We start from the raw sequence: 21,886 nt of genomic DNA, 5'->3' as shown, positions 1-21,886 counted from the left end.
TCTTACAAGTCCAAACGATATTCCTTCTGCACAAATGCATGTATCAGTTCATCCAGCCTGCTATGAATTCCCTGATGCGCATTCATCTCTTCACCTAGTTCCAGATATCCGTAATCTTTCGTGGATTCCGGCCAGAATGGCAGACCTACTCCGTTTGGATTTCCGCTTCGGATAAAATTGGCCCAATAAGAACTCAGCAGTCTGGCCATCCTAACATCCACTTCTCTCCATGGACGGTCCGGCGGTACCCCTTCCCGCAGAGACGCGAACGTAAACCACAACTCAGTGGAATGCCATGCAAGAGCCACATCACAGTCCCGTTCGCTGCCCAAGTCTTCTCCTGTCAGCGGTATTCGGTGTGTCCATAGCCCGTTATAGACATGGGAACCAGGTGCATGAGCGTCCATATATCTCCCGAACATCTGATTCAGCATTAAATTCCGGCTGACATTCATCCCTTCCCGTTTTGCCAGCCCAAGAACTGCCAGCTTCTGACTCATCAGCCATGCTTCCTCATCCTCCACTTGAACCAGCTGTTCAAAATCATAGGCGTCATACAAGGTTCCCAGCAGTTCTTTAAAATGACGGTAAAACGCATCTGCGCTGCGTATTTCCTCCATCTGGACCTCTCCCAGATTGCAACTGTTCAAAAAGTCCACCTGTCCAAGAAAGTGTTCAAAACATTCCGCCACTGTTTCATAAGGAATCAAATCTCCATCAGGCACCATATCTCCCGGCATAATTGCTCTGCCAGCCGTCATACTATAAAGCTGCTCCGTTGGCAGACTTCTGAGTTCTTCCGGTGAAATATCCTTCGGAAGACCTATATGAGCAAGATATTTTTTACCAATCTCCGCAGCTTCTTCTCTGGATTTGAATGGAATCATCCATTTTAATCCACTATGACTAATGACCCTTCGGATTCTTCCTTTACCTGCCGGGGACGCCGCCAGCATAGCCGCTTTCAGACAGCCGCCGGATTGCCCACCTGCTGTGATGCAGTCCGGGTCTCCTCCAAATGCGGAAATGTTGGAAACCACCCACTCCAACGCCTTCAATTGGTCCATAAAACCATAATTACCGCTTTTTCCATTTTGCTCCTTATCCAGCTGTGGCAGCACCAGATATCCAAAAAGATTCAGTCTCTGGCCGACTGTTACTACAACGATACCCTTTTTAGCCAATACCTGCGGATTAAATTGTTTTTCATAAGAATAGCAGTTGGTAAGACCTCCCCCATGAAACCACAGATACACAGGCCGCTTTTCACCCGCTGCCTGTGCACCACTGCATACATTCAAATACAGGCAATCCTCACTCATTTCCGGAAAGCCATCATAATAATATTCCTTAGCGTGCCGGTCAGACAGGGGAGTCTGAACCGCAGCCGGAGCAAACTGGGTACATTCACGAATTCCTTCCCAGCAGGCCGGATCCTCCGGCGGTGCAAACCGCAGGTTTCCCACAGGCGGAGCCGCATAAGGAATTCCTCTAAAAACGGTAATACCACTATAATCACCGCCATATTCCTCGCCTTTTATCAAACCGCAAGTTGTTTTAACAATACCAAGCGCCATGTTTTTCCCTCCTAGAATTGATTGTGATGAATTTAAATGCTCTCGGAGTTGTAAGCCAAAACTCCCAGTCCTTTTACAAAGCGGAAATAATTCATGACCCCCCGTCTGTTTAACTCCTGATAATCATATTGCCCAGGGGCTTTTACTACTTCCTTAAGTACCCTGAGCATATCCAGGACAACCCTGCTATCAATATCCACAACAAAATGTCCCGGAAATAATGCATCAAACTCTTCAAGGCGGCCAGCAAGTTTCTCCGTCTCCTTACAAAACGCATGTACCGTTGCATAGTCTCCGTAAGGCATTCCAGGCTTTGGACCGCCGATACCCACACGCATACTCAGAAAATCATCCCCGCAAAACAAAATTCGATTAGTTTTATCTAAAAACGCTGCATGCCCCGGCGAATGACCGGCCGTATGTATCAGTTCAACCTCATACCCATCTCCTAAATCGAACAGGGCGCCATCCTGACATGGTACAACGTGATAACGCCGGAATGAAATGATGTCCGCCCTGTCAAACTCACACCAGCGATTCTTTCCCTGCTCATCAAAAAGATAATCCCAGATATGGCTGTCCTGTTTTGCTTCCAGATATGGCGCCTCCCATTCATGACAGTATACCTGCTCAAACTGACAGTTCCCATAACAATGGTCAAAATGAGCATGTGTGTTCACTACAATCAGCGGCATTCCTCCTGTTAGTTCGTCCACCAGTCCTTTTAGATTCCCAATTCCGAAACCGGTATCAATCAACATAGCCCTTTGGCTGCCGATTACCAAATACATCCAAGGGGCCCCCATTCCGTCAGCACTGTCCGTTAAAAGGCCATAAACATTGTCACGGAACCGGTATACCTCCACATAAGGATTTATCTCATATACGCATTTTGTTCGATTAAAATTTCGAAGCTGTTTCATCCATGCGCTGCTTATAGGGTCCACCGGTTCCTGTTCTATCAACACTCTCGATTTCATATCTCACCTCTCTATCCTTTCTGAATCCTGTCACGATACACTACCATCACCATGGCCGCACAAAACAACGGAATCAGCATTAATCTCCACATCATCACATAACCCATTTTCTCTGCAATAAATCCGGCTGTCAAAGGTCCAAACAGGAATCCGAAATCCGTCCCAAGATAATTGGTGCAGCTTGCCGCCCCACGACGTTCTTTTGTCACCATACGCATACAAAGGGCCTGGAGGGCCGGGGTACATGCGCCATATCCGAACGCCGAAACAAAGGCTGCCACATAAAACATCCACAGTGTCGTCGAACAGCTAATCATCAAAAAGGAAAGAGCAAAAAATCCAATAGCCGGTATCACAACCCTGAATGTCCCATAACGGTCCGTCAATTTTCCTACCAGCGGCCTGGATATCAACAATGTGCCAGCATATATAGTGAAGAAAAATCCAATATTTCCTCCGGTCACCCCCTGCGACTCTGCAAAGATATATAAATAAGAATTAATTAAACAATATGCAAAGGCCAGAAAGAACTGGGTCACCGCCGGCACCATTACCTCCGTGGCAATCATACTGTGCAGGGAAATTTGGAACCGCCTTGTCTTCTCATAGCGGTTCCGGATCAACAAAGCACAGAAGGCACCTAAAAACATAAACACCGCCGCCGTCAAAAATGTTGTTCCGTATCCGAATATACTCTGGATAAACTTCCCCAAAGTCGGGCCGATTGCCTGACAAACAGATTGAGCCAACGCAAAAACACCAATTCCCTGTCCCAGTTTCTTCTGCGGCAGTGCATCTGTGGCCAATGCCAGACAGCAGGAAGTAGTAAATGCCTGTCCACACCCCTGAAGCAGACGAAAGCCAAAGATGGCCGGTACGGTCCCCGCAAAAGCGAATCCTAAATAGGCAGTTCCCATTATGCACATGGCTCCGCACAATAAATATTTTTTATTGTACGTATCAATGGCTGGTGCCGATATCACCTTCAGCAGAATTGCCGTAATTGTAAATGCACTGGCCACTAAGCCAATCACGGTCTCCGTCGCTCCAAGCGTTTTGGCATAGGAAGTGATAAGCGGCTGAACCATCTGCTGCCCCAGATACATCATCCCATTTGTCAGAAATACACTGATAAATGTCCGGTTCCATATATTGACCGGTTCTTTTACAGTACTTTGTTTTCCAATCACTGCCTGACCCATATTCACTCCCTCTTAAGCTGGCGGTCCAGCCACATAAGAAGCAGATGGGTCCATTCTTCCCACGCATGCTCAATCGTCCCCTGCTGCTCCATTGCATATTTCTCGTTTGCAAGGGCAAATCCATGTCCCGCGCCATCATATAGATGCAATTCTACCTTCACATCATTCATTATAAGGTTGTAAAAGAACGGCATCATCCGCCACATGGAGCGGTCCTCATTTCCCATAACCGCAAATACAGGAGGAAAGTCCTTGTAATTCATCTGTGTATCCGATAAAAATGTAGCCGGATACAAAGAGATATAAGCGGAAACCGATGCCGATACCCGGTCAATCTCATCTGGCAGATACTGATTATCCACTCTTGATGGAATCGTGCGGATTCCCAATTTGTTAATCATATCAATGGCCAGACGGTTTCCCAGAGAACAACACATGATACAAATCCGCTCGGGGTCTACATGGAATTCCTCCGCCCGCGCCCGAATCAGACGGATTGCTCTCTGTAAATCCATTGCACGGTTGGCTGTCTTGCGTTCCTCTTCTCCAAATGCAATCCGATTATTCAAAACAAATGCCTGATAACCGTGTTTTTGAAAAAATACTGCTGGTGGAAATGCCTCCGGCATGTTAAAACGGGCACTTCCGGCCATCACAATCACAGCAGGGTGAGACATACCATCGTCCTGCAGAAAAGACACCAGATGCGGTTTAAAATCAGCGGCATCATAACTGTTTTTTGTCCAGATATCTTTTGGAATCCTATCCCACGGGATGTTGTCTCCATTCCAGATTGGAATTTTATCTTCCTCCGGATTATGAAGGCAGACCAATGCCTCTTCCGCCTCATGCAGCCGGTGAATCATCGCCTCATAATCACTCTCGCCGTATCCCTCAGGCATGGTTGCATTTCCTGTTTCCAGATTGATACGGTACAGCATACGAAATGCCTCCCGCTCTATCTGTATAAAGTTCTGATAAGACTCCGCCTCAAAGGCCTTATATTCATCAATATAATGACGACATTGCAAATGATACTCGTAAAGCTCATCATACCATTCCTGTTTTGTTTTCATAGTTTCAAGCCTCCAATTTTGTCTTGTTAATTGTCCAGAAGGTTTTGCGCTTCTTTCCAGTAATGGCATGCCACACAGTGACCGGAAGACACTTCCCGCAATTTCGGTGTCTCGTCCTTACAAAATTCCTGTGCCATGGGACAACGCGATGCAAAACGACATCCTGGCTTTGGGTTCATAGGGCTTGGAACATCTCCTTTTAAGACAATCCGTTTCGCCTGGTCGTGAAAGTCCACTTTTGGCACCGCCGAAAGCAGGGCAATGGTATATGGATGCAGCGCATTATTAAAAATTTCATCCGTAGGCGCCAGTTCCACAATCTGCCCCAGATACATCACCGCAACACGATTGGAAATATGCCGTACAACACTTAAATCATGGGAGACAAAAAGATAGGAAAGTCCCATCTTTTTCTGCATCTCAATCAGCAGATTGATGATGGTTGCCTGAACAGACACATCCAGTGCTGAAACCGGCTCATCACAGATAATGAACTTAGGTTTCAATGCCAGTGCTCTGGCAATTCCCGTAAGCTGACGTTTGCCTCCATCCAGTTCATGAGGAAATTTATCCAGCACATAGGGCTCCAGGCCTACGGATTCCGCCAGCTCCCGGACCATTTTCTTCAGTTCGGCGCCCGACGCCATATGATGTATCTGATAGGGGTCTGCCAGAATGGTCTGGATGGTTTCCCTCGGATTCAAGGAGGAGTACGGGTCCTGGAAGATAATCTGCATCTTCTTGCGAATTTCTGCCAGTTCTCGATTCTTTGCTGTGACTACATCAGTTTCATCAAAATATACATGCCCGGAGGTCGCCTTAAGCAGGCGGATCATCACGTTTCCAACCGTACTTTTCCCACACCCGCTCTCCCCTACCAGGCCAACAGTCTCATTCGGCATAATATCGAAGGAAACACCATCAACTGCATGAAGTTTTCCTTTTCCTGGAATATCAAAATGCATTTTTAAATCCCGCACTTTTATAAGCGGCTTAGTTTCATTTTTTAACTCCGTCATAGGCTTTTTGGCACCTCCCAACATGCGGCATAATGATGTTCATTGATTTTTATCAAAGAAGGATTTTCTTTTTCACACCGGTTTGTACAGTGCGCACAGCGGTTATGAAATTTACATCCTTCCGGCAGATTCTGAGAATTCGCAACCGAGCCGGGAATTGATTCCAGCGGCTGTCTCTCCCCAGTCAGTTTTGGAATGGCATGAAGCAGCCCATAAGTATACCAGTGCTTCGGGTTCTCAAACACTTCCTGCACATTTCCATACTCTACAATCTCCCCTCCATACATGATTGCAACCTTCTGACAAAGCTCCGCGATAATTCCCAGGTTATGGGTAATCATTACCAGCGATGTGGAATACTCTTTCTGGAGCTTTTCCATCAGTTCCAGTATTTGTGCCTGAATGGTTACATCAAGAGCAGTTGTCGGTTCATCCGCCAGAAGAAGCTCCGGGGAGCAGGCCAGCGCGGCCGCAATTCCAACACGCTGGCGCATCCCACCTGAAAATTGATGGGGATAATCATCCAGACGGTAGGAAGCGATTCCCACCATTTCCAAAAGTCTGGCTGCCTCCTGCTGTGCCTCTTTTTTACTCAATTTTTTATGTTTGCGCAGCCCCATTGCAATCTGATGCCCAACCGTGAACACCGGATTCAAGGATGTCAGCGGATTCGCAAATACCATCGAAATCTTGTTTCCACGTATCTGGTCCAGTTCTCTGCTCTTTTTATTTAAAAGGGATTCCCCACAGTACCGGATATCCCCTTGAGTAATGTAACCTACTTTGTCCGGTAAAAGTCCCATCACTGACAACGCCGTCGTTGTTTTTCCTGCTCCACTCTCTCCTACCAGGCCCAGAGCTTCCCCCTTATGAATGGTAAGATTCAGCCCATTCACAGCTTTTGATACACCACCGCCAGAACGATACTCCACACACAGATTCTCAATCCGCAACAGTTCTTTTTCCACTTTTCTCCACCTCTCTCCTCTAGTTGGTATTTTTCGGGTCAAAAACGTCACGGATACCGTCGCCCATAAAGTTAAATGCCAGTACCGTCAGCATTAGAGCAATTCCAGGTGCGATAACGACCCACGGTGCGGAAGTGATGTAGGTACGGCCATCAGAAATCAAGTTTCCCCAGGACGGCGTTGGCACCGGAACACCCATGCCTAAATAGCTTAAGCTGGTTTCCACCAGGATTGTTCCGCCAAAATGTCCGCTGGCTGAAATCATCAAGGGTGTAATCGTATTTGGAAACAGTTCTTTCCATAATATCCGTTTACCGCTGGCTCCAAGAACCTTAGATGCCGAAATAAATTCTTTGTTTTTCATACCCAGAACTGTCGCGCGCACCAACCGGGCTGTTGCCACCCACCCGGTTGCGCTAAGTGTAAAAATCAGATTAACCATACTGGTTCCCATCACTGCCACAACACAAATCGCCAGCATCAACTGGGGAATTGCCTGTAAGACATCACAGAACCGCATGATAATTAAATCTATCTTCCCTCCATAATATCCACTGACCAACCCCACCATGGAACCCAAAAACATACTGATTACCGTCACCAGGAATGTAATCTTGAGAGATACCCAGCCACCTTCCAGCAGACGGGTGAGTAAATCTCGTCCAAGAGGGTCACACCCGAAGGGATGTCCCTTCAAACCGTTCGTAAACCAATCCGGCCGCGCCAGTCTGGCCAGCAGATTGGATTCCTCCGAATCCCATTGTACCCAAAATTTGGACGTAAAGCATACCACAATGATAACTACAAGGAGACTGAATCCAATCATGAACAATTTACTTTTTCTCATTCGCCTGAGAACCGTACTTAATTTCATTCTGAATCTCCCTCCTTAGTTAAACGAAATCCGCGGGTCTACCACGGTGTACAGTATATCCGCAAGCAGATTCCCCACCACCAGCATCACCGATGATATCAACAGAATAGACTGAACAAGCTGGTAATCACGGGTGTTAATTGCCTGAACCAGAAGCGCGCCCATTCCCGGCCAGTTGAAAATATTCTCCACGACCGTAGCTCCTGCAAGCAGTTTTCCAAACTGCCCTCCAATATTGGTAATAATGGGAAGCAAAGCATTACGGAAGGCGTATTTCATATAAGTGACCCCTTTGGAAATTCCTCTCGCACGGGTTGCTGTGATATAATCTTCCCGAATGACATCTACCATGCCAGAACGCATCAGACGTGTCTGGTTCGCTGCAAAACCAAATCCAATACACAACCCCGGCATAATCATATTTTTAAAGCCACCCATCCCCTGGATTGGAAGCCATCCCAATTTAACCCCAAACAGCAGGATAAGCATAAATCCCAGCCATACCGTTGACATAGCCTGACCGATAATTGCAAAGAACATGGCTCCAAAATCAACGGCCGTCCCCTGTTTCACCCCAGCTATTACACCAAGAATAATGGAAAATACACAGGCCCAGCCAAAGCCAAACAAACTCAGTATCAGAGTCTGGGGCAGACGGGTTGACAGTATTTCCGACACACTCATTCCATATTTCCAGGAATACCCCAAATCACCTTTCAGAAGTCCTTTCATATAGGTCAGATACTGGATAATCCACGGTTTATCAAGCCCCATTCGGATACGGTACTCTTCTACTTCCTCCAGTGTCGCCGTATCACCTGCCATCATACGGGCCGGGTCACCACCGCCCAAACGCACCAGAAGAAAAGCTACCAGCGTCACACCAAGCAAAACGATAAAGGATGCTAAAATCCTTCGAATCATATTTTTCTTCAATGATTACTCCCTCCGTTTATCTGCCTACTTGTTCCAAACCATTGCACTCAAGTCACCGATTTTATGTCCATGGAAAGAAATACCATGGATGTTACTATCCCAGCTGTATACAATCGTAGGCCAGTATAAATACAGATTTGGCTCAAATTCTTTCAGTTCCATCTCATACATCTCTGCAAGAATCTTGTCCTGGGTCTCCACATCCATCTCGGACTGCATCCGAACTCCCAATGCCATCAGTTCTTCATTGTCAAGACCGGTATTGAATCGGTCATTTCCTACTACTTCTGCCGCCGTTTTAAACCACATATTTCCACTTTTGCCGATAGATGCCAGGCAGATATCATAATCCCGGTTCATACGGGTATCATCATAAACAGCAACTTCCAGCGGAACCACTTCCACATTTAATCCTGCGGATGCTGCCATAGACTGAATTGCCTGACACAGCTCGGTCGCAATGGAAACCGTGCTTGTTGTATAAACAAATTTCAGAGTTTCCCCATTATAGCCGGACGACTGCACCAGTTCCTTGGCCCGTTCCAGGTTATATTCATACCGCGGACTTTCCCGGTATCCCAAATCATGCTCTAAACTTGGATAGGTACAGGCCTGTCCATATCCATCAAGCAGTGCGTCTACTATAAGCTGGCGGTCAATGCAAAGAGACAGTGCCTCACGCAAGTCCCGGTTGCTGAACGGATTGTCCGGTCCGCAAGAAACCTGAAGGAATACATATGTTGCAGGAACCAGATTTTCCATGTGGTACCCTTCCAGAGACAGGGGCTCCACATCTGTTGTTGGAACGTTGTTAATGACATTGGCTTCCCCGGTACGCAGGGAAGAAACACGGGTCGTATCCTCCGGTGAATACTGGAAAGTAATATGTTTTACATTAGTATAACGGTCCGCATAATCATATCCCCAATATCCATGTTCATCTGTTCTTAAGTCAAACTCTACAATCGAGTTCGCTCCGTCAAAAGACGTCACTACATATGGTCCACTTCCAACCGGATTCTGCCAGAATTTTTCATACGGTGTAGATTCAAATGCCTCCTTACAGATGATCTGTACATCCGGGGTATCCACAAGTGTCCAGAATTCAGGCATTGGTGCACTGAAGTTTAAAACAAAGTTAAAATCATCAATCTTTTCCAACTCTCCTATGTAATTTCTCCAGCTCTTCACACTGGAATCAGGCAAATGTTCTTTATCATCCCGCAGACGCTCAAATGAAAAGATTACATCATCCGCAGTCATCTGTACTCCATTGGTGAAGTATACATCGTCTCTGAGATGGAATGTAATATTTGTATAATCCTCTGCCATATCCCAGGATTTTGCGAGCCACGGAATGAGATTTCCTTCCTCATCCTTGTTAATCAATCCGTCAAATACCAGATAATCCATCATAAATGTAGTATCACCGGCTGACTGACTCCATTTATCCAGAGAGTTTATCGCAGAACTGCTCTGGTAAACCACCGTTTCCGTTGCGTCCTTCTCTGTCCAGTTCTCTGGCATTTTAAGCAGAGAAGTAAGCGCGTCACCGCTAAGTTCTTTTGCCCCCAGCTGACCGCCTGCCATTTTCTCCCCATCTGCTGTCGTTGTCTGTTCCGCCTGACTGTCCACGCTCGGATTTCCGGTAGTGGAGTCTCCGCCGCCACATGCGGCCAGGGTAACTGCCATGACAGCCGCCAGTCCGGCTGCACTGAATTGCTTAAATAACTTTTTCATAGTATCCTCCTTCTTATTCCTTATTAGTTTGCTAAGGTTTCGTTCTGATAACACTTTACAATTTTCTGTTCTATTCAGCAAACCATTTTTTGCAATATTTCCTATACAAAATGGAATAATCGAATTTTATTTGGCAGTTTTTTCGATTCCTTTTCATTACCTTTCGTCCGTTTTTGTGTATATTGTTCTTTTACAAAAAGACATCCCGCCACCTTATCGCTGGCGGGATGTTCTCATCCTTTTTGTTCTATATTTTTTACACATTCGATAAAACATCGGTTTATGTGACGGTTCATTAGCTCCTCCCGATAGCGCAGGTTCATATCCACCTTTATCTCCGGCACAATTTTTACAATTACGATGTCGTCTGTCAAATAGCCTTGTACCTCCTTCTCAAGCATTAACGCAATTCCCATTGTCTTTTTCACCATATTCATGATGGTTTCTGAGCGGTAACTGGTAAACACGATTCTGGGGAAAAAACCTGCCTTCTCACATTCCTCTATGCACAGATTATACAGGAAGCTGTTTTTTCCAAACAGCAGCAACGGCTCCCCACTCAACTGCCCCATTCGAATCGGCTCCCTCCCCACGGCCAGCCTGTGGTCTGCTGGCAGCACCGCCACCAGCTCATCACTGGTTAAAACGATACGTCCAAATTCCGTATTCTCCCGGTCTGCCTCAATTACAAATGCAAAGTCGCATTCCCCTTTACGCAGTTTTTCCATGTTAAATGTGGAGTCCGCCTCATAGATGTTCATCTGATATTCCGGATAACGGTTTTTAAAACGAAGAAATACTTCTGAAATAAGATATTCACTTGAACTATTAATTGTAGATACATGAATCGTATCGTCCGCCTCCTTCTGCTCTGCTTCCAGAACCCGATGGCATTCGTCCTCCAAGCGCACAATCTCTTTGGCATAGTTTAAAAAAATCTTACCATAGTGGTTTAAATTCATGCTTCGGGGCGTGCGGTCAAACAGCGCCACACCCAGATTTTCTTCAATACTTCTGATATGGCGGGAAAGTGTTGACTGAGAGATAAACAACTGTTCAGATGTCTCAAAAAAATTGCAGATTTCAGCTGCAGTGATAAATTCGCGCAAATAATCCAGTTCCATATCCTGCTACCCCTTCTCTTTTTCGTCCGTGCTGTGACTTTCTCCATGGCGGTTGACATAGATTAAAAAATGACTGGCCGCAATGGAAAGGTTCATTGAGCGGTTATAATAAATACTAACCTGAGTTCTCACCTCCGGCGTAAGGTTCACCAATACAATTCCCTCGCCTTTTCTGACATCCGCCGGCCGTTTGTTCACCAGAGTTATCCCCACACCTTTCCGTACCATGTCTAACAGATTCTTCCCATTGTTATTGGTATAAACGATGTTAGGGTCAAATCCGGCTTCCTTACAGGCCTTCATACAGAATCGATAGCTGTATGTTTCCTCCGATGAAAAGATAAACGGTTCCTCTTTCAGCAGCTGAAGTGGTATCGCTTCCTCTTTTGCCAGCGGATGGTCTTCCGGAAGGGCCGCTGTCAGCTTATCCATGGCAAACGGAATCCGTGCAAAATGATTCTGTGGCTCTTCTACTTCCCTCACAAAAGCAAAATCACATTTCTGCTGGGTCAACATTTCGATTAACCCGTGATAGTCTCCTTCAATCATGTTAATTGAAACATGTGGATTTTCCTGAATAAAACCAGATATCACATCCCCCAATCCATAGTAGGATGCTGTTGGCAATGCTCCAATTGTCAACGTACCAGCGATGGCGTGATGTCTGGAAGAAAATGCATCTGCAACTTCATTCTGAATCTGTACAATCTGCTGCGCATAGGGCAAAAGCAATTTCCCATATTCACTCAATTCCATTGACCGTTTATTCCGCTTAAATAATTGTGCCCCTAAATCCAATTCCAGCATTTTAATATGCTTTGACAGCACCGGCTGGGAAATGGACAGACGGCGGGAGGCCTCCGTAAAACTCCCAATCTCCGCCAATACCGTAAACTCCCTGATATGCTCCATATCCATCGTAAATCATTCCCCCATCTTCTCCCCAATTATTCCTGTTTGTTATTAATCGTAATATAATCCGCATTGCTTGTCAAGTTATTGACATTTATAATAAATGGTAACAAAATAACTGAAAACAGATGAAACATGGAGGTTGTTGACATGAATATCGTAAAACCGGAACATGTACGGGAAACCAGAAGCCAGGCATGGAAAAAATCCATTCTTCCCTTGGGAAAAGAATATCCCGTCTTTCCATTTGGAAGTGTCTTTCACTTGATTGACAATGGTTACAGTATTTTTACACGTAGTTTTGACGGGCATGGGGACCCATGGATTCATGTAATCATCGGGCCGGAAAAAGCGTTACTTATCGACACTGGTTTTGGAATCGGAAATCTTAAAGGGCTGGTAGATGAATTAACCGGACATATGCCCCTTATCGTAGTTAATACTCATCCGCATATTGACCACTGCTATGGAAACTGTCAGTTTGACCGCGTCTACTGCCATGAATATGCCGTGCCCATACTGCGCGGGCAGGACTCCCATATGTGGGAGCATCTGGTCGATGAAAAGGGGAAAGGACTTTGGAGAGATTTTGATATTGCCGATATTGTTCCATTTCGTCCTTATGAGATTATCGGCTGCAAAAATCATACGGTTTTTGATTTGGGAGATGGCTATGAGGTAGAAATGATTTTCATGCCAGGTCATGACCCGGCCCACTGCTGTTTTTTGGATAAACAGGACCGTATTCTATATGGTGGCGATACGTTGCTGTTCGTTGCAGGTTTAGGCGACAACGGCATTGATTATTCAAAGATACCTCACGGAGAATTCTGTACCGTGGAAGCCCTGCGCAATGAACTGCTTCATCTGGTTCCCCGAATGGACGAATTTGATTCTATTTTTATGAGCCACATGGTTTTGGGTGAAGATAAAAAACTGGTAAGAGAGTTATTTGAAGCCTGCGATGCAGTGGTAAAAGACCCGGACTGTAATGAATTTATCCACCATGACAGGCATTCTGACGCCATTAATAAAGTTAAGGTCTTTGGGGATGCAGCAGTGGAATACTGCGATTCCCGGGTTTATATGGATACGATTCTGCATACTTGAATTGCTAATCTGAATATAGTCTGAAGAAAACGGTTATTGGAAAAGGCGGCAGATATTGGAAACTATCTGTCGCCTTTTTACTTGATTCATGTTTCTGCCAAATTCTATTTTGCCTGGTCCAGACACTGGATGACAGCGTCCATGATGCGCCCGCTGGTCAGGGTGGCTCCTGTCACGCCGTCCACGTCGGGGGTATTGCCAGCTACCATGGCGGCAGGTACCTTCTCCAGGGCCGGACCGGCGATATTCTCGGTTTCGTTGTTGCTTACGATGGTTACCTCCGCCAGTTTGCCGTCTGTCACGGTGACGCTCACGGTCATAGGGCCGTTCTGGCCGTCCACGGTGGCCTTGTAGCTGCCGTCCTTTAAGCCGGTCATATCGTAAGCGGATTTCTCCACCTTTTTCGCTTCAAACAGGGATTCGTCCAGCACGAAAGAGGATGGGGCCGTTTCTTTCCCTTCCGCCAAATCCAGATTCATCACATTCTGGGCCGCAATCTTTCCGAAGACCACCGGTCCCATCACGCCGGTTCCGCCGGACACATATTTGCCCCAGATTCCGCCTACCACTTCACCGGCTGCGTATAAGCCTGGGATGGCCGCTCCATTGTCGTCCACCACCTGCATCTCCTTATTGACGGTAACGCCGCCGAGAGTCATGACTACCAGCGCCTTGATTGGCACCGCGTAATAGGTATCGCCCTCAATCTTGTTGACCGCCAGATTGTAGGCCGTCTTTGTGCCGCTGAAATCACGGCCGAACTCATCGGTTCCCTTGGAATCCACAGCGGTATTGTAATCGTCCACCGTCTTCTGAAGGGCATCGGCCGGAACGCCGATTTTGCCTGCCAGCTCCTCGATGGAGGAGGCGCTCTGAATCAGCTTGTGGCCGATGCCGTCCTCCGGCGCGTAAAACAGATTCCACATGGTGGCCGCGTTGTTGGCGATTAAATCTTCCACGATCTTGTCGGTGAAAATGTTGTACTGAACCGCGTTGGTCTGCTCCTCTAAAGCGGTCTCTCTCGGAACCACCTCGTCTAACGTCTCATTGACAAACCGTTTTCCTTCCTGGTTCACGTAAATGCCGCCGGTCTTCCAGGTGTAGACGTCGCCGATGGAACCCTTTCCCTCGGCAAATTCCAGGCCCATGGGGAAGGACGGGATGTAGGATAAGTTTTTCTCGTCTACATTTGCTCCCACCATCTGCATGATGCGGATGCCCTTGCCGTCGGCGCTGTCGGCGCCGCCTACCAGGTAGCTCTCACCGTTCTTTGCGTAGGTTCCCATCATTTTCGGGTTGCCGGAATAACCGCCGGTCGCCATGATGATGCCTTTTTCAGCGTTGTAGCGGACCGTTTTCTTGGTGTCGCTGTTGGTGCCGATGGCCGTCAGGACCTGACCTTTGTCGTTGCCCACCAGCTCGGTGATTTCGGTGTAGAAGTCGATGGTGATTTCCTTGTATCCGGCCACCTCGGTGTCCAGAATCTCGTGGACGGCGGACTTATATTTCGTCTTGTCCTCCACTTTTGGTTTGTAGGTTCTCTGAATGGAGTACAGCTGGTGCTCCGGGGCGAAGACGCTCCGCTTGTCGTTCTGCATGGAGAATTCATTGTCGCTGAGACCGTGGTCCCACAGCCACTGAATCATGTCCACATCCGCGTCCACATACTCGCGAATCAGCTCCTCGTTGCCGAGATGGGCTCCATTGGAGAGAATGTCCTGGACGTAGGACTCTTTGGTGTCCTCAATGCCGTCCAGCTCCTGGATAATGGTCTCGGCTCCTGACATGGAACCGCTGGTGAAGTTTAAGGAACCGCCGGTTTTGCCCAGCTTCTCCACGATGATGACGCTCTTCGCGCCTGCATCCACGGCGGCGATGGCGGCGGATAAGCCGGCGCCTCCGGCCCCGACGATGATGACATCCGCATTCTTTTCCTCATCGTAGGTGACGGTTTGTGCTGCAGTTGTCTCCGGTTCCTCTGCTGCCGTGGTGCCGGCGGCGGTGGTCTCCTGGGCTGTTGTTGGCTCCTCCACGGCTGCCTTTTTGGTGGAACATCCACTCATCAGGCCTGCGGCCAGGGCGGCAGTCATGGCAAGGGCCATGGCCTGTTTCGCTTTTCTCATAAGTAACTCCTCCTCTTTTTATTGATATTTTTTTAACATTCTTTGGCCGGAAACATCCTGGCTGGGAAATGTCTGTTGTAATTAGTATAGAGGTTTGTTATACTAAAATCATACGGAAATCCTTACATTTTATACAGAAATCATGATATTTTAGATGGGCGGGTATGGAAATGATTGAAAGACCTAAAACTGGCCTGGCCGGAAAGGACGTGGGATTGTGTATTCTACAAATTCAAATTTTCAAAAGCTGGAATATCTGACGGAGGATGCACTGTCCCAGAAACTGGAGCAGTATCAGCTGCGGGCGGAGTCCTTCGGCCATTTCCGGCCCAGGAAGTCCAACGCCACTCACAATGCGGTACTGCCCTTCCACCGGATTATCTATGTCACCCAGGGGCCTATCACCTACACCATCAACCAGCAGTCGGTGACGCTGAAGCGGGGGGATGTACTGTACACGCCGGCCAACACTGTGTACAGCGCCAAGGGAAACCGGCCGGAGGATGTGCCGGAGTTTTTGTACCTGTATTTCAGTGTCCTGCCCCACCATCTCACACAGAATTTTGTCAGAATGCTTGGAGCCGGCGGCGGGGTCAATGTCTTTCATGCCAGCCATTCTAAGGTTGAGTTTTATTTTCATACGATTATGGAAGAATATGAGGACCGGCGGCCCGGATATTATAAGAAAATTCACAGCTATCTTGGAATGATTCTGATGGAGCTGATTCGCGGCCATTATGACAGAAGGACAGCCGGGAGCAGGACGACCGCACGTCACTCGGATTCTGTTTTGAATATGGCCACAAGTTATATTGCGGGCAACTTGAACCAGACCATCCGGGTGGAGGAATTGAGCCGCATCTGCGGGGTCAGTGAGACTTATCTCTACAAACTGTTCAAGTCCGCGCTGTCGCTCTCCCCGCAGGAATATATTTTAAACTGCAAGATGGAATACGGTGCGCAGCTGCTGCGCGACAGCCATATGACCGTCACGCAGATTGCGCGGGAGCTGGCATTTTCAAGCTCCAATCATTTTTCCAACAGCTTCTACCGCATCATGGGGATACGCCCTACTGCATATCGTAAAAATGGTCAGCCGGATAGCTGAGTGGCGGCGGCATGGCCGTTTTCGTCACTGACTGCTTCCATCACTGACTGCTTCCAGCACTGGCCGCTTCCGTCACGGCTGTGGGAGTTCCAGCGCCTTCCCGTCCAGCACCGCTTCCACCAGTTCGTTGGCCTGATAGCGCAGCTTCAGGGAGAAAAAGGGCGCTTCATCCCGGAGAAGACGGAAGAAAATCTTATCCCCCTCCCAGAGGTTCAAATTGTCCAGCTCGCTTTTCTTCACCCATTCCAGATTTCCTTCATTGCAGGGAATCATTTCCCCCTCATAGCCGTCCGCGGTATAGAGACACATATACTCCATCCCCCAGCCCTCCTCAATAAAGGTCACCAGCCCCCGGAACCGGTAAGAAGTCAGCGTAAGCCCCGTCTCCTCCTTCACCTCCCGCAGCAGGCACTCCTCCGGACTCTCCTGATTCTCAAAATGCCCGCCCACGCCGATCCATTTGTCCTTATTCACATCATTCTTCTTCGACACCCGGTGCAGCATCAGATACTCGTCGCCCCGTTCTATATAACAAAGTGTTGTCATTCCCATGGGTTTCTCTCCTGTTCTTTTCCTATACTATTTTGTGATTTCTGCTATGCCTGCATCCCATTCATTCCGGAAAGCGGCAATTGATAAGATTTAGTATACTATAAAATGCGGATGAAGAGAAGCACTGAATTTTATATTGAAATACAGACTTTTTTGCTTGACGTAATCAGAATTTTCCTTTACAATATTCTATGTAAGAAGTTGGTTTATACCGTAAGTGCATGTCACTAAAGCGGGGTGCTCGCTTCTTATTTTTTATGTAAAAGAAGCGATACTGTTTTCTTTACTTATATTTATCACATCGTACAGATGCAAAATCCCCCTTCTATCCACTCTCACAATCAGCGTTGCCAGATAAACATTATAATGAGAAATATTTGTCTCATCAAGTAAAACCGGTAATGCAAATCTTGTCAAATAACGATACCATCCCCGACTGGCTTTTCGTTCATTTTTTGTTTTCTTATTCTCCATCTCGGATACTTTTTTGGAAATATGAATCATCTCAAGAATTCCCTGTACAGAATTTGCTTTTGCCTTCGCATTTGCTCCTCTGACTCTTTTCGTATCCTCTGAGCCCTTAAACTCGTCCGGAAAATCATTATCAATATGGATTATCTCCTCTGTTTCGGCCACCTTGACAATTTCTCCAATATAGCGTTTCAAATAATCTTCCACTTTTCCCCATGGAATACTTTTTTTACCCCAGAAAAGTATTTCATTAATTACAACTACTTTGTGCCCCTTCTCATCAAATGAAATTACAATTTTGTCTTTCTTCATTCATGAACCTCCCAGTATATTTTGGTATATAAAACGGAAAAATGGCGAACATGCCATGATACAAAAGCAGACAGATTATCTGCGATAGTATTGTTATCATAACATCTTCACCATTCTTTATCAATCACTTTTTCACTCTCACAACGGCAGCGAATCCCGCAGGCACAGCGCCCCATACCCCAGCTGGGGATTGGGCCAGGCGGGGAAGCCGGGGAGCTGGCGGGCGCCTCTTCTTAGGTAGGCTTTGACTTTTTCGCCGTAGAGATAGGGGTCGTGGCCCTGGATGATGCCCCACTCCATCAGCAGGGCGGCGCTTCCGGTCACGAAGGGGGTGGCGAAGGAGGTGCCGGTGACGGGGGCATAGCCGCCGCCGTTTCTGGGAGCTACGATGTTGACGCCGGGGGCGGCTAGGTCCGGCTTGACCTGGTCTGTCAGGCGGGTGTAGCCACGGCCGGAGAAATCGGCGTAGCACTGGTAGGAATCGTCGTAGGCGCCCACGGAGATCACCATGGCCGCGGTGGACGGGATGGTCAGGGTCGTATCCTGGGTGGAGCCCAGAAAATAGGTGGACTGGTTTAAAATGCTGCTGGCCGGAAGCCAGAAATCATAGCGGCCGCTGACAATTTTCCTGGGCGTCAGCCGAAAGGTCCAGATGCCGCTGGTCAAATAAGTTCCTATGGGAATAAAATCAAAATAGATTTCCTGGGCCTGGCTGTACGGGCTGGGCTCCCCGTAATAAATCAGGATTCTCATATTCTCATAGGTCAGCGTCTGTGGACTGGCCGCCGGTATTAACGGCCCAAAGTCCACCCCCGACGGGGTGATAAGATTGATCTGAAACTCATCCGTGTAAGCCTTCCACAGCTGAACGCTGAATCCCGTCTCATAAGGAGAAATGGATAACTCCACATCCACCGGATTCCCCTCCGCAAGCGTCCCGGAAATATGTCCGCCCCGCCCTCCTTCATTGCCGGTCCCCACGGCAATCACCACCCTGCCGTAGTTGGACACCGCGTCAATATAGGTTTCCAGCAGGCTGGTGCCATCGTGGGAGCCGTAGGTATTTCCAAAGCTGATATTGATGGCCACCGGCATGTGATAATCCACCGCCCGCCTCACCACAAAATCTATGGCTTTCATCAGTTCCGTGGTCCTGGGAAATCCCTCCGGGTCCGGCACTCCCATCTTTACAATCAGCAGCTCGCTCTCAAAGGCCACGCCACGGTACTGCCCGTTATTCTCCCGCCCGTTTCCGGCCGCAATCCCGGCCACCGCCGTGCCATGGCCGCTGCCGTCCACCGAAGAAACCACCTCACGGGCCGCCGCCCGGCTGCCGCGGTTTAACGCCTCATTGATCTCCTCCCTCGTATAGACTCTGTCGATGGTCTGGTCCCACAATTCCAGAATTCTGGTGCTCCCGTCCTCATTTCGAAAATCACTGTGGTAGTAATCAATCCCGGAGTCAATCACCGCCACAATAATCCCCCGCCCCGTCAGGTAAGGGTTGTAGGCGCTCCCCTCCACTTGTACATAATCAATACAAGAGACTGCCTTCGCCTGGTTAATGGCAAAAAACAGTCTCTTAGGTTTCTCAATATATTCAATTTGCGGCAGATTGCTGACCGTGGTTATCAGAGACTCCGGCACCGTCAGAATCGAGTAATTGTTAATCAGGGGATAAATCAAAATCCCCAGCTCCTTCAGCTCGTCAATACTCTCCGAGTGCTTGACAATCAGCTCCCACGTCCGCTCCTCGGGATTATACCCGATATTCAATTCCCCTGAATGCTCCCGCTCGTCCGGCGTGGCCTCCAGTGCAAGATTTAACTGATTTTCCAGTTTCTGGTCCGGCATGATACATCACCTGTTTTTTCTTCCAGTCTATGCAGGAAGCCCCGGTCCCATGCCTATTTCAAAAATCCATTCACAATCTGCGCTTCCGCTTCCGCCTCGGTCAGTCCCAGCGTCATCAGCTTAATCAGCTGCTCCCCGGCAATCTTTCCAATCGCCGCCTCATGAATCAGCGCGGCGTCGGTGTTGTTGGCGGTGATTTTTGGAATCGCGCTGATCTTCGCATTTCCCATAATAATGGCGTCACACTCCGAGTGTCCGGCGCACTTGGCGTTTCCGTTAATCTCCGCCAGAAACGTCTGGCTGGAATCGTCCTTGGCCACTGAGCGGGAGATCACGTTGGCGCTGGAGCCGTCCCCGTTTAAATTCACCACAAACCCGCTGACCGCGTCCTGGCTTCCATGGGTCAGCAGCCGCTCCCGGATAATCAGCTTGGCGCCGGCGGCCAGATTGGCCGTGGTATTCCGCTTCGTGGAATCCACCCCCTTAATCTGCACCATCTCCATCTCCATGTAGCTGTTCTCCTCCATGGTGACCTCCGTGCCCGGGTTCAGGATCCGTTTTCCCTGACCGTCGCCCTCGCCGTAATGCTTCTCCACGTATTTCACCTTCGCATTCTTCCCCAGGAAGAACCGGTGAATCCCGTCATGCTCCGAATCCTTGTCACCGCCATTGTGAATGCCGCAGCCCGCCACAATCACCACGTCCGCGTCATCCCCGATATAAAAATCATTGTACACCATCTCCGTCAGGCCGCTTTGGCTCAACACCACCGGAATATGCACGCTCTCCCGCTTTGTCCCCGGCTTGATGTGAATGTCAATCCCAGTTCCGTCCTCCTTGGACACAATCTCGATGTTGGCGGAATTCACCCGCCCCGCTAACTGCCCGTTGGCTCTGATATTGTAAGCCCCCGCCGGCACTTCGTGTAAATCTGCCACTTCCTCCAGCAGGCGCATCTGTATCTGGTCTACCTTCATGATGTCTGCCATCCTACTCGTCCTCCTTTCCGGAATACGGCTGCCCATATTTACATGCATCCACAGCGGAAGCCGTCCCCAGCAGTTTCGGGAGAATCTCGTCCTTCGGTCCCTGATTGGTGATAACACCATCGGCAATTACCACTATTTCATCGGCAATATTCAAAATCCGCTCCTGATGGGAAATGATGAGGATGGAGCCATTTGTCTTCGCCCTCATCCGCTCAAACACCTGAATCAGGTTCTGGAAGCTCCACAAATCAATCCCCGCCTCCGGCTCGTCAAACACCGACAGCTTGGTCCCTCTGGCCAGCACCGTGGCAATCTCAATTCTCTTTAATTCCCCGCCGGAGAGACTGGCGTTGACCTCCCGGTTGATGTAATCCTTAGCGCACAGTCCCACCTCTGAAAGATAAGTGCAGGCGTCCGCCGCCGACAGCTTCTTCTTCGCCGCCAGACGGATCAGGTCCAGCACCTGGACGCCCTTAAAACGCACCGGCTGCTGAAACGCATAGCTGATTCCCATGTTGGCCCGCTCCGTAATCCCGGCCTGCGTGATATCTGTTCCGTCAAATACAATCCGTCCCTCCGTCGGCATCTCTATCCCGGCAATCAGCTTCGCCAGCGTCGATTTGCCACCACCGTTAGGTCCGGTAATCACCACAAATTGATTGTCCGGTATCGTCAAATTCAGTTCCCGGATGATTTCCTTCTGTCCCTTTTCATCCTGCACACCAAAAGACAGGTTTTCCAATGTAAGCATGTTGATTGATTTCTCCTTGTCAAATGTTAATTGTTGCTTTTTCAGATATTATATAACAAATTGCCTGTCTTTACTAGTTTATTTCTAATTTCCTCCAAAACCGCCCGGAACCTGGGAGCGGAAAGCGGCCCTCATCACCGCATCAGCCAGAGAAGTAAAGTGTCGGTTCCTACGATATCATGACATAAAAAATACAGGCGGGCCCCCA

19 protein-coding genes are annotated in these 21,886 nt (G+C 48.3%); 2 read left to right on the top strand and 17 right to left on the bottom strand.

The window, feature by feature from the left end:
• Positions 1-2: 2 nt before the first annotated feature.
• The 11 genes from HMPREF9473_RS11375 to HMPREF9473_RS11325 all read right to left on the bottom strand — a co-directional run bounded on the left by HMPREF9473_RS11375 (position 3) and on the right by HMPREF9473_RS11325 (position 12,408).
• On the bottom strand, positions 3-1,577 hold the full coding sequence (locus HMPREF9473_RS11375) for a carboxylesterase/lipase family protein (RefSeq protein ID WP_006780253.1): 1,575 nt from the start codon (positions 1,575-1,577) through the stop codon (positions 3-5).
• A 32-nt stretch (positions 1,578-1,609) separates the two neighbouring features.
• Positions 1,610-2,557 (bottom strand): MBL fold metallo-hydrolase, encoded by a 948-nt coding sequence (locus HMPREF9473_RS11370; RefSeq protein ID WP_006780252.1) that lies wholly within the window; start codon positions 2,555-2,557, stop codon positions 1,610-1,612.
• 11 nt (positions 2,558-2,568) lie between these two features.
• On the bottom strand, positions 2,569-3,759 hold the full coding sequence (locus tag HMPREF9473_RS11365) for an MFS transporter (protein ID WP_006780251.1): 1,191 nt from the start codon (positions 3,757-3,759) through the stop codon (positions 2,569-2,571).
• Positions 3,760-3,761: 2 nt separating this feature from the next.
• Positions 3,762-4,835 carry an alpha/beta hydrolase gene (locus HMPREF9473_RS11360; RefSeq protein WP_006780250.1) on the bottom strand — a complete coding sequence of 358 codons (1,074 nt, stop codon included), beginning with the start codon at positions 4,833-4,835 and terminating at the stop codon, positions 3,762-3,764.
• A 26-nt stretch (positions 4,836-4,861) separates the two neighbouring features.
• Positions 4,862-5,854 (bottom strand): ABC transporter ATP-binding protein, encoded by a 993-nt coding sequence (locus tag HMPREF9473_RS11355; protein ID WP_006780249.1) that lies wholly within the window; start codon positions 5,852-5,854, stop codon positions 4,862-4,864.
• Entirely contained in the window at positions 5,851-6,822 is a 972-nt protein-coding gene (locus HMPREF9473_RS11350) for an ABC transporter ATP-binding protein (RefSeq protein ID WP_006780248.1), read from the bottom strand. Before HMPREF9473_RS11350 ends, HMPREF9473_RS11355 begins: the two co-directional genes overlap by 4 nt.
• 19 nt (positions 6,823-6,841) lie before the next feature.
• The gene (locus HMPREF9473_RS11345) at positions 6,842-7,696 is read right to left on the bottom strand and encodes an ABC transporter permease (protein ID WP_006780247.1); all 855 of its coding nucleotides are present in this window, start codon (positions 7,694-7,696) and stop codon (positions 6,842-6,844) included.
• Between the two features lie 15 nt (positions 7,697-7,711).
• Complete coding sequence (locus HMPREF9473_RS11340; RefSeq protein ID WP_006780246.1) at positions 7,712-8,632, bottom strand: ABC transporter permease; 921 nt, start codon at positions 8,630-8,632, stop codon at positions 7,712-7,714.
• Positions 8,633-8,656: 24 nt separating this feature from the next.
• Entirely contained in the window at positions 8,657-10,372 is a 1,716-nt protein-coding gene (locus tag HMPREF9473_RS11335; RefSeq protein ID WP_006780245.1) for an ABC transporter substrate-binding protein, read from the bottom strand.
• Between the two features lie 233 nt (positions 10,373-10,605).
• Positions 10,606-11,496, bottom strand: a complete 891-nt coding sequence (locus HMPREF9473_RS11330) for a LysR family transcriptional regulator (protein WP_006780244.1) — start codon at positions 11,494-11,496, stop codon at positions 10,606-10,608.
• 6 nt (positions 11,497-11,502) lie between these two features.
• Entirely contained in the window at positions 11,503-12,408 is a 906-nt protein-coding gene (locus HMPREF9473_RS11325) for a LysR family transcriptional regulator (RefSeq protein WP_187388704.1), read from the bottom strand.
• A gap of 150 nt (positions 12,409-12,558) precedes the next feature.
• Here HMPREF9473_RS11325 and HMPREF9473_RS26190 point away from each other — a divergent pair, with 150 nt between their 5' ends.
• Positions 12,559-13,518 (top strand): MBL fold metallo-hydrolase, encoded by a 960-nt coding sequence (locus HMPREF9473_RS26190; protein WP_006780242.1) that lies wholly within the window; start codon positions 12,559-12,561, stop codon positions 13,516-13,518.
• 104 nt (positions 13,519-13,622) lie between these two features.
• On the opposite strand, the gene HMPREF9473_RS11315 is transcribed toward HMPREF9473_RS26190, so the two are convergent.
• A complete protein-coding gene (locus HMPREF9473_RS11315; RefSeq protein ID WP_006780241.1) occupies positions 13,623-15,641 on the bottom strand; it encodes an FAD-binding protein in 2,019 nt (672 codons plus the stop codon).
• Positions 15,642-15,858: 217 nt separating this feature from the next.
• Between HMPREF9473_RS11315 and HMPREF9473_RS26185 the strand changes: the two genes are divergently transcribed.
• On the top strand, positions 15,859-16,749 hold the full coding sequence (locus tag HMPREF9473_RS26185; RefSeq protein WP_006780240.1) for an AraC family transcriptional regulator: 891 nt from the start codon (positions 15,859-15,861) through the stop codon (positions 16,747-16,749).
• Positions 16,750-16,821: 72 nt separating this feature from the next.
• Here the strand turns inward: HMPREF9473_RS26185 and HMPREF9473_RS11305 are convergent, their stop codons facing one another.
• From HMPREF9473_RS11305 to HMPREF9473_RS11285, 5 genes are all read right to left on the bottom strand, one after another.
• A complete protein-coding gene (locus HMPREF9473_RS11305) occupies positions 16,822-17,301 on the bottom strand; it encodes an NUDIX hydrolase (protein WP_006780239.1) in 480 nt (159 codons plus the stop codon).
• A gap of 255 nt (positions 17,302-17,556) precedes the next feature.
• Entirely contained in the window at positions 17,557-18,084 is a 528-nt protein-coding gene (locus HMPREF9473_RS11300; protein WP_006780238.1) for a hypothetical protein, read from the bottom strand.
• A gap of 138 nt (positions 18,085-18,222) precedes the next feature.
• Positions 18,223-19,938, bottom strand: coding sequence for a S8 family peptidase (locus tag HMPREF9473_RS11295; RefSeq protein ID WP_006780237.1), 1,716 nt, complete (start codon positions 19,936-19,938; stop codon positions 18,223-18,225).
• Positions 19,939-19,991: 53 nt separating this feature from the next.
• Positions 19,992-20,927 carry a SufB/SufD family protein gene (locus HMPREF9473_RS11290; protein WP_006780236.1) on the bottom strand — a complete coding sequence of 312 codons (936 nt, stop codon included), beginning with the start codon at positions 20,925-20,927 and terminating at the stop codon, positions 19,992-19,994.
• A gap of 1 nt (position 20,928) precedes the next feature.
• Positions 20,929-21,678, bottom strand: a complete 750-nt coding sequence (locus HMPREF9473_RS11285) for an ABC transporter ATP-binding protein (protein ID WP_006780235.1) — start codon at positions 21,676-21,678, stop codon at positions 20,929-20,931.
• Positions 21,679-21,886: the final 208 nt, after the last annotated feature.

The sequence above is a fragment of the Hungatella hathewayi WAL-18680 genome (genome assembly GCF_000235505.1).
In the GTDB taxonomy this organism is placed as follows: domain Bacteria; phylum Bacillota; class Clostridia; order Lachnospirales; family Lachnospiraceae; genus Hungatella_A; species Hungatella_A hathewayi_A.
The sequence above is the reverse complement of the archived record's forward strand: the minus strand, read 5'-3'. Positions and strand labels throughout refer to the sequence as shown.